This window comes from Pelagimonas sp. (genome assembly GCF_058892305.1).
This window is the reverse complement of record NZ_JBZXVN010000034.1, coordinates 67,448-76,998: the sequence shown is the minus strand read 5'-3', so window position 1 is coordinate 76,998 and position 9,551 is coordinate 67,448. Positions and strand designations below refer to the sequence as shown.

Below are 9,551 nucleotides of genomic sequence, written 5' to 3'. Positions count from 1 at the left end.
CGCTATCAATATCTTGCTGAAGGTGGTCATAAGAGTGGCTCCTAAGAACTTGGTTTTGGCGAGAGCAGCCGGAGTTAGGTCCGAATGTGCCGCAGTGCAGCGGTTTTATCGGCAGGTGATTCCGGATTGGCAATGAAGAAAGCTGGAAATGGAGCGAAAAAGCCCATTTTTTAGGTCACCAGTGTTGACCTAAAGTGTGAATTTGCAAAATTTGCTATAGGTTTTTCAAAACTTTGCAACTGGTGCAAAGTGATTGAACACAAAGGATTCGTTCCAAATTCATTGGATTCGCAATGAACCGCACATAGGTCAGTATTTAAGACCTATTTGCGATTTCTAGATCAGACGATCAGCCAATTCATCAAAATGCTGCACCCCGAGCTGGGCCATGTTCAGTTTCATGTCATCGGTCAAAATATGCATGAGATGGGCGGGACCTTTTTGGCCAAGGGCGGCGACGGCGTAATGCCAAGCGCGGCCGAGCATGACAAAATCAGCCCCAAGCGCCAGAGCGCGCAGCACATCCATCCCCGAGGCAACGCCGCTGTCAAAAATCAACGGCATTTCAGTACCGACCGCTTGTCGGACGATCGGCAACGCGCCAATTGCGGCGGGACCGGGTTCGAATTGGCGCGCAGTATGGTTTGACACCCAAATCGCATCTACCCCAGTAGTGACCAATTTTTTAGCGGCCTTTGGGCACATGACCCCTTTGACGATCAAATCTCCCTGCCATTCGTCGCGCAACGCGGCCAGCGTGTCCCAGTCGGGAGCGCCGCGAATGATATGTCCGGCGTGGGCCAAGGACGAGCGGGCCTGGGTTGTGTCCACATAGCTTTCCGGCAATCGCAAACGGGGCGATCCGACCTTGAGCGTGCCAAGCGCCCATCGTGGATGGGTCAAAACCTGCCAAATGACTTGCGGTGTAACTTTCGGAGGCAGGGTCAGCTTGGCGCGGCGTTGGCGTTCGCGGCGGCTGTCATCGGGGACATCGACGGTCAGGATCAATTTCGAAAACCCGGCGTTGCGTGCCCGGCGCAGCATATCGCGGCGGATATCCGGATCAGACGGGCAATAAAGTTGGAACCACCCCATATCCCCCGCAATCGGTCCAATTTCCTCGGGCAGGCGGGTCGCGACGGTGGATAACCCATAGGGAATGCGCGCCTGATGCGCAAAACTGGCCAAATAGCGTTCAGCGCCGGGCCACATCACACCGGCCATGCCCACCGGAGATATGCCGAACGGGCGGCCATATGTTTGGCCCATAAAGGGTGTCTCGAATTCCGGTTCGATGGGCCCTTTAAGGATGTCGGGCATGAACAGCACCGCGTCTAGCGCATCGCGGTTACGCTTGGCCTGAAGCTCCTCGCCAGTGCTGCTATCGAGGTATTCAAAGGCGAAATGCGGAATGCGGCGACGGGCGCGCAGACGCAGGTCGGACACGGCGGGGTATGTCAGGTCGAGATCCATGACGGCATTTGTGAACAGATGCCACGATCTGTCTAGTGCTTGGGGTGTCTTTAAATTGGCTTTGTGTCGGTTCATCCAATTTTAAATGGTTTTGACGAAAACTGAGTCGGCAAGTGGAAATGAGGGAGCACGTCATGCAGTGTTTGGTTGTCGATACACAGGTCGCGCGTTTAGACAAAACTATGATCGCCTTTCTTGAGGCCGGATTGCAGGTCACGGGGACCAGCAACCTACATGTGGCTGAGGCCTGTATGCGCCGGTCTTTGGTGGACGTTCTGGTGATTGACAAGGGGCGCAAGGGTCCCGATCACGCGCGGTTGTTGCGGCTCGCGGAGATGCGCAACAATCGGCTTGTCACACTGTTTATCACTCCAACGGTTGAGCGGGATTCTGACCCAGTCCCAAGGGCTTACCCGTCGGTGCACTGTGTTTTGGGTGCAGATGTCGACCCGGATCTGGTTGCAAAACTGGCGCTGGCGTCTTTGGCGGAGAAGACTGTTTGTTCCGGGCTGGATGCGGAACCTCTTTTGACACGTGTGGCGTTTAGCACCGAGACCGGAGAGGACGCGCCCGTCTTCCATTCCAGCCGCGCCATGACAGATCGCGTAGCCGCCTAGACCGGACCATTGGGCGTCGTTTACGTTTTGTGAACATAGTGCGAACACCGCTTCCCATCGGCAGACCGCTTCTGTAAACTGACTGTCATGAGCAGTTATGATGACATGGACGCCTTTGAAGGCGTGTCGCTGTCGGCCCGCGCGATGATGGCGCGCCCGGCGCCTTATTTGGACGAACTCAACCCGGCACAACGCCAAGCGGTTGAGGCGATGGATGGGCCGGTGCTGATGCTGGCCGGGGCCGGAACCGGCAAGACCAAAGCGCTGACGGCGCGGATTGTGCATTTGCTCAACACTGGCCGGGCAAGGCCAAATGAGATTCTGGCAGTCACCTTTACCAACAAAGCCGCGCGCGAGATGAAGAATCGTGTGGGCCGAATGCTAGGTGAAACCGTCGAAGGCATGCCATGGCTCGGAACGTTTCACTCGATCTGTGTCAAACTTCTACGCCGCCATGCCGAACTGATTTCGATGGAAGATCAAGACAGAGTTGTCGAAGGCCGGCCCTCGGTGCATCTGAAATCCAATTTCACTATTCTGGACACTGATGACCAACTGCGCTTGCTCAAACAGCTGATCCGCGCCGCCGGGATCGATGACAAACGATGGCCAGCGCGGCAGTTGGCCTCTGTCATTGATGCGTGGAAAAACCGGGCGCTGACACCTGATAAAATCCCATCTGCGGACGCCGGGGCCTATAACCATCGCGGGCCCGAGCTTTATGATCAATACCAGCGCCGTTTGCTCGAGCTAAACGCCGTGGATTTTGGTGACTTACTTTTGCACATGGTCACGATTTTCCAGCAACATCCCGATATCTTGCGCAAATACCAAAACTGGTTCCGCTACATTATGGTGGACGAATATCAGGATACCAACGTCGCCCAATACCTGTGGCTGCGGCTGTTGGCACAGGGGCATCGCAATATCTGTTGCGTTGGGGATGATGATCAGTCGATTTATGGTTGGCGCGGGGCCGAAGTTGGAAACATTTTGCGGTTCGAAAAGGATTTTGAGGGCGCGCATGTTGTCCGGCTTGAACAAAACTACCGCTCAACCCCGCATATTCTTGCCGCGGCGTCTGGGGTGATCCGGGGCAACTCCAACCGTTTGGGCAAGGAGCTTTGGACTGCTGAAGAGCAGGGCGAAAAGGTCCGTCTGATTGGCCATTGGGATGGCGAAGAGGAAGCGCGTTGGATCGGCGAAGAGATCGAGGCGATGCGGGGCGGGACCCGTGGGGCACGCTCATTCTCCTTGGATCAAATGGCAATTTTGGTCCGCGCCTCGCACCAGATGCGAGCCTTTGAAGACCGGTTTTTGACCATTGGTTTGCCCTATCGCGTCATCGGCGGCCCGCGCTTTTATGAGCGGATGGAGATCCGCGATGCCATGGCTTATTTCCGCATTGTGACCTCGCCCGACGATGATCTGGCCTTTGAACGCATTGTGAACACGCCCAAACGCGGCCTTGGTGACAAGGCTCAGCAAACGATGCAGCGGATGGCGCGTGAAAACGGCGTGTCCTTGCTGGATGGGGCGGCTTTGGCGGTTGAACAAGGGTTGATCAAAGGCAAAGGGGCCAAGGCATTGGCCGAGCTGGTGGTCAATATTTCGCGCTGGGGGCGGATGACACGCGCCACGATCTCCGCCGATGGTGACGCAGTGGTTGACGATTTGCTTAGCCCGCAGCCGACCAAAACCGAAGTGAGCCATGTTGAATTGGCGCAGATCATTCTCGACGAAAGCGGCTACACCGCCATGTGGCAGAATGATAAAACACCCGAGGCACCGGGGCGACTTGAAAACCTCAAGGAACTGGTCAAGGCACTGGAGAACTTTGAAAACCTGCAAGGGTTTTTAGAGCACGTGGCCTTGGTCATGGACAACGAAAACGATGATGGCGGGGCCAAGGTGTCGATCATGACGCTGCATGGTGCCAAAGGTTTGGAGTTTCCTGCGGTGTTTTTGCCGGGGTGGGAAGACGGGTTGTTCCCTTCGCAACGCAGCATGGACGAAAGCGGCGTCAAAGGTTTGGAAGAAGAGCGGCGGCTGGCCTATGTCGGCATCACCCGCGCCGAAGAAGTCTGCACCATTTCCTTTGCCGGCAACCGGCGGGTGTTTGGGCAATGGCAAAGCCAGTTGCCGTCCCGTTTTGTTGATGAACTGCCCGAGGAACATGTTGAGGTTCTGACACCTCCGGGCCTTTATGGCGGCGGCTATGGCGCAGCGGCCCCATCCGCAAGCATGGGATCAAGTGTGGAATCGCGGGCGGCGGCGGCGGATGGCTATAATTCACCCGGTTGGAAGCGCCTTCAGGCCCGCAGTCAGGAACGCCCGATCAGTCAACCGCGCGAGAGCAAAGCCTCAGTCATTGATATGCAGGCGGTGGCGGCGTTTATGATTGGTGAACGGGTTTTTCACCAGAAATTCGGCTATGGTGCGGTGATTGGTGTTGAGGGCGACAAGGTTGAGATCGAATTTGAAAAGGCCGGTATCAAAAAGGTTGTGTCGCGCTTTATCAAACCTGCTGACGCGGCGGATGATGTGCCGTTCTGACATTGCCGATGGCGGCTAGGGGGTGCCTCGGAGGGGCCAGCCCCTATTTGAACCTTGCTCCAATTCACCCCGGAATATTTGGGGAAAGACGTAGCTTGGATCAATAGACGGGGAGCGGCGCGTCTTCTTTGGGTTGGTCCATGACGATTTGGCTATGGACCCGGGCCACAACCGGATGGGCCAGCAAGACATCGTGAATCAGGCGGTTTAGCGCGGCAAGGTCGGGGCACCAGACGCGCAACAGGTAATCGGCCTCACCGGTCATGGTCCAAACCGATGTGATTTCCGCCCGTGTCCGCATCAGGCGGGAAAACCCCGCGCCTTGTTCTGGGCCGTGGCTGGCCAATTGCACTTGCACAAAGGCTTGGACGGATAGGCCTAGCTTGTCCGGATTGAGACGGGCGCGGTACCCTTCGATTACCCCGGTTTCTTCTAGTCTTTGGCGACGGCGACTGGCCTGTGAGGGGGAGAGGTTAAGCACCTCACCCAGCTCTTGTGCGGTTGCCTGACCGTTTTTTTGCAAGAGAGTCAGGAGTTTTATGTCAGATGCTTCCAATGCCATGCGTCATTTGTGCGTGGTTTGATCCAATTTTGCAAGGCTGACGCGCAATTTGTCGGATATTAGCGAAGGATGCGACATCCGCGCGCGATGACAAAGCTACATTGCCTATAGAACTTTTACAGGAGGAAACGCTATGGGACCGTTCCCGCATGACGCGCCGCAATCGACGATCACCGAGGAAAACCCCGCAGGCACCGACGGGTTTGAATTTGTTGAATTTGCCCATCCCAATCCGCAAGAGCTTCGTGATCTCTTTGCGTCGATGGGCTATGAGCATGTTGCAAACCACAAAACCATGGCGGTGGAGCTATGGCAGCAGGGCGACATCACCTATGTGATCAACGCCGAAGAAGGCAGCTTTGCCGCGAAATTTGTTGAGGAACATGGCCCGTGCGCCCCGTCAATGGCATGGCGTGTCGCGGATGCGCAAAAGGCGTTTGATCACGCGGTTGCCCAAGGCGCGGAACCTTATGAGGCAAATGATAAGACTGTTGATTGGCCTGCGATCAAGGGCATCGGTGGCAGCCTGTTGTATTTCACCGACCAGTATTATGATACATCACCCTATAACGACGAATTCGAGTGGATAGCCCAATCGAAACCGCGCGGTGTTGGCTTCTACTACCTCGATCACCTGACCCACAATGTGTTCAAGGGCAATATGGATAAGTGGTTTCAGTTTTATGGTAAATTGTTCAATTTCAAGGAAATTCGTTTCTTTGATATCGAAGGTAAGTTTACCGGTCTGTTCAGCCGCGCGTTGACTTCGCCCTGTGGTCGGATTCGTATCCCGATCAATGAAGATCGCGGCGAGACCGGTCAGATTGTGGCCTACTTGAAGAAGTACAATGGAGAAGGGATTCAGCATATCGCCGTTGGGTCCGAAGACATTTACCAATCGACGGATACGATCGCAGAGAACGGCATCGCGTTTATGTCAGGGCCCCCGGCCACCTATTATGATTTGTCTTATGACCGCGTTGTGGGCCACGATGAACCCAAAGACAAAATGATGAAACATGGCATTTTGATTGATGGTGAGGGTGTTCTTGATGGTGGCGAGACAAAAATCTTGCTGCAGATTTTCTCGAAAACCGTGATCGGCCCGATCTTCTTTGAATTCATCCAACGCAAAGGTGATGATGGCTTTGGCGAAGGGAACTTCAAGGCGCTGTTTGAATCGATTGAACGGGAACAGATTGAAAGCGGCGAACTTTCAGCAGCTGAATAAACCAAGCTTGCGAAGTGACCTAAACGAGCGTCGTCCCCATCGGGCGGCGCTTTTACATGTCGCGTCGGCTGGTCGCGTCGGCTGTTAGCTGCGTGGCATTTTGAGGGTCAGGTTGCGCCCACTTTTGGTATAGCGCAATTCAGAATCTCCAATGGCGGCGACACGGCCACCGTCTAGGCGATCACCAACCTTTACTTTCTTGTATTTGCCATTTGGCAGACGAACCAAAGCGCGCCGCGCCGCTGGGGTGCCGTAAACACCAATCAAGCTTATTTTCTTAAGATTGATTGCATTACGTACCGTCGCCGATTGGGCAACACCGCGCGATGATGGAGCGGCCGGCGTGACCGTGCGTGGCGCGATGGCGGCTGTTTGAATTGGGTCGCTAGGTGCTGATTCTGCCGCACGATCCGCGCGCTTTACAATAGCGGACATGTTACGGGGGCGCCCGACCGGTGTCAGCGACGCCGCGACGGCGCGGTCGGTGGCTGGGGCTTCTGGCTCCTCTGCCACGGCGGCCTCTTGGGCGGTTTTCGGGCGCATGACCGGGCGAATCTTGGCAAGTTCTGATCGTGAGATGCCGCTTAGAACGGCGCGTTCTCGTGATTCAACCAGGGTGTCGGGGCGTAGGCGCGGGCGCAATTTACCCAAGGCTTCGTTGACCTGTGGGGCCTCAGCAGTCGGAGCAGGCGCGGCAACGGCCTGACGCAGCGGCGGTGTCACCGGTGGAAGGCCTGCAAAAACCCTGACACCATCGGGGTTTATGGCCCCTTCGGGGGTTGCGCGCACCAACCCGCGTGCGTCCATGTCAAAGACTTGGCCCGCAGGCGGGGGCAGGCGCTGGGGCTCTAAAATGGGTTCTTGAGCGAACCCAAGGGCATCTGGAAGGGCAATAGCATCAGATTCCTGCACGCTTGGGTCGATCGAGGCCACGTAAATGTCATCTACCCCGTCCTCTGGAAGCCCATGCGGTGCAACTGGCGCGCGCTGCCAAATGCCAGTGGCGGCGTAGGTTGCTGCGGCTTCCTCGGGGGACAACATTTGGGGCACAACCGGGACTGCCAATGGTGCCGGCGCATCGGAGGTTGGTCCGGTGTCCAAGGCTGCCAACTGAATATCTGCGTTGCTCTCATCCGGATCTGCTGTTGGAAGGACCGCTGGGACCGCTGATGCGGATACCACCTCTGGTGCGATAGCAGGTGCGGATGCCACGGCTGTCTCTTTGGGAGCGCTACGGAAAAGGCCGGCTAGACCTTCATCCAAAAACACGGAGGCCCATGCCGCAACACCGGCCATAAAGATCAGCAGCCCGGCGGTCAGCAAAAGACCGAGAAAACGGGGCTTGCCTCCGATGGTCGGTTGGCTCCGAGCACCGAACACCGTCATGCGTTCGCGTTCGGTTTCAGATGTCAAAGATGCGGCTGCGGCCTGTGCCAAAGCCGGATCTGCGGCAAGGTCTTCGGATTTTGGCTTGGATCTCAGAGCGGCAATGCGGCCAAGAGCCGACTTGCCCGAGGTTTCAGAAACGCCATTCGGGGCGTCGACCTTGGCGGCAGGCGTTGATGCAATGGCCGCATCTGGCGCATCATTCCCCTTGGCTTTGCTCTTGCGAGCCGCAGCCAACCCGGCCAAGGCCCCACGTCCTTTGGACGTTTTTTTTGTGGGCTTGGTTTTTTTGGTGGCGGGCGTGTCGGCCTTGGTTTTTTCCGCGACGCTCGGAGCGGGAGGTGCGATCTTGGGAAGATCCTCATCCTCAACAGGCTTATCAGAGCGCGCCCGTAAGGCGGCCAAACGGGCCAATGCCGCGGCAGGTGCGGTTCCGTTCGTCTCTTGCGCGGCATCGGCTTGCGGTGTCGGGGCCGGCATCGGCGATTTTGTCGGCACGGCCTTGGTCGGTTTTACAACCGGGGCCGGGCTTGGTGCCTGGGCAGGGCGATCAACATCGGTATCTAGATTGGCTTGGGTTATGCCTGCGTCTTTGACAGTGGAGTCCCGTGTCGCCACCGGTGTGAAACGCGGTTTGACCTGAGCGGCAGGGCGATCGTCGGTTTCCAACGGCTTGGCCTTGGGGGCCGCAGGCATATCCGCACTGTCTCTGCTGGCACGGATGGTCGAGAATGACATAGCCGGTGCTGGCTCTGGCTGCGGTTCTGGTGTTGCCTCGGCTGCCGGTTTTGCCAATTTTTCAGGCTCAGGCTCAGGCTCAGGCTCAGGCTCAGGCTCAGGCTCAGGCTCAGGCTCAGGCTCAGGCTCATCCACAACGCTCTCTTTCGGAGCATCTACGCCTAGGGCGACGGGGTCATCCGCCGGGGCCGGGTCGTCAAATTCGACACCTGTTTCTGGTTCAACGTCAGACGTTTCCGCAGGTGCGGACAGGTCAAGTTCTTGCTGGCGTGCCGCTTGGACAGGCGGCGCAACGTCATCTTTGGCACTTGCTTCAACGGTTTCTTCATGGGCGACCGCTTCGGCGGATTGCTCAGTGGTTGTCGCCTGCCCGGTCTCTTCTGTAACTTCGGGTTCCGAGGCGACCGGTGTCAAAGCGGCGTCATCCGCCGCGACAATCTTGATATGTTTGGACAAGCGCGTTGGCTCGGGGCCGCTCCACTTGCTGCTGGCTCCAAAGAAAACCGCGCCATTGAACTGCCCCTTGGGGGCGATGGCGGTATGTGCCACAGGTTCAAACCCGTTTTGCGTGGCAAACCCTTCGGCTTCGTCCAACGTTTCACGGGCTACGGCGGCGATATACAATCGGCCATTGCGTGTCACATAGTCATAGACCAGATCGTCAACCGCATAGGGGGTCGCGCCATCCAGCGCGGTCCGTGCAGCAACATCCTGAGCAGCAATATCCCCATCGGGATCAGCAATATCCAGATATCGGATTTGCTCATTGGGGATGATCAAGGTGACTTGGGCACCGGTTGGGTCAAGGTCTTCGGCGCGATTGCGCAACCCCAAAACGGCGGCGTCGAGGTCGCCGCTATCTAGCGGAACCTCTTGTATTTGTGCCCAAACATCACCCGTGCGGCGCAACAGTGCGATGCCTTCGAAGGACAGAGAAAGTGCAAAATTTGGTACCATGGAGCCGTCTTTACCAGCCTTACCTTGGCTA

The 9,551-nt window shown here is 56.9% G+C and carries 6 protein-coding genes; 3 read left to right on the top strand and 3 right to left on the bottom strand.

The genetic code is table 11. The features are described 5' to 3' along the window. Nucleotides 1–336: 336 nt before the first annotated feature. Nucleotides 337–1,473 carry an alpha-hydroxy acid oxidase gene (locus AC5EFR_RS14740; protein WP_493576548.1) on the bottom strand — a complete coding sequence of 379 codons (1,137 nt, stop codon included), beginning with the start codon at nucleotides 1,471–1,473 and terminating at the stop codon, nucleotides 337–339. 134 nt (nucleotides 1,474–1,607) lie between these two features. On the opposite strand from AC5EFR_RS14740, the gene AC5EFR_RS14735 reads away from it, so the two are divergent. After that, nucleotides 1,608–2,090, top strand: coding sequence for a hypothetical protein (locus AC5EFR_RS14735; RefSeq protein ID WP_493576547.1), 483 nt, complete (start codon nucleotides 1,608–1,610; stop codon nucleotides 2,088–2,090). Nucleotides 2,091–2,177: 87 nt separating this feature from the next. Then, the gene (locus tag AC5EFR_RS14730) at nucleotides 2,178–4,646 is read left to right on the top strand and encodes an ATP-dependent helicase (RefSeq protein ID WP_493576546.1); all 2,469 of its coding nucleotides are present in this window, start codon (nucleotides 2,178–2,180) and stop codon (nucleotides 4,644–4,646) included. A 100-nt stretch (nucleotides 4,647–4,746) separates the two neighbouring features. Here AC5EFR_RS14730 and AC5EFR_RS14725 read toward each other — a convergent pair whose 3' ends face one another. Continuing rightward, on the bottom strand, nucleotides 4,747–5,208 hold the full coding sequence (locus tag AC5EFR_RS14725; protein WP_493576545.1) for an Lrp/AsnC family transcriptional regulator: 462 nt from the start codon (nucleotides 5,206–5,208) through the stop codon (nucleotides 4,747–4,749). A 133-nt stretch (nucleotides 5,209–5,341) separates the two neighbouring features. Between AC5EFR_RS14725 and hppD the strand changes: the two genes are divergently transcribed. Further along, nucleotides 5,342–6,439 (top strand): 4-hydroxyphenylpyruvate dioxygenase, encoded by a 1,098-nt coding sequence (gene hppD / locus AC5EFR_RS14720; RefSeq protein WP_493576544.1) that lies wholly within the window; start codon nucleotides 5,342–5,344, stop codon nucleotides 6,437–6,439. A gap of 84 nt (nucleotides 6,440–6,523) precedes the next feature. Here hppD and AC5EFR_RS14715 read toward each other — a convergent pair whose 3' ends face one another. Further along, nucleotides 6,524–9,520 (bottom strand): hypothetical protein, encoded by a 2,997-nt coding sequence (locus AC5EFR_RS14715; RefSeq protein WP_493576543.1) that lies wholly within the window; start codon nucleotides 9,518–9,520, stop codon nucleotides 6,524–6,526. Nucleotides 9,521–9,551 lie beyond the last annotated feature (31 nt).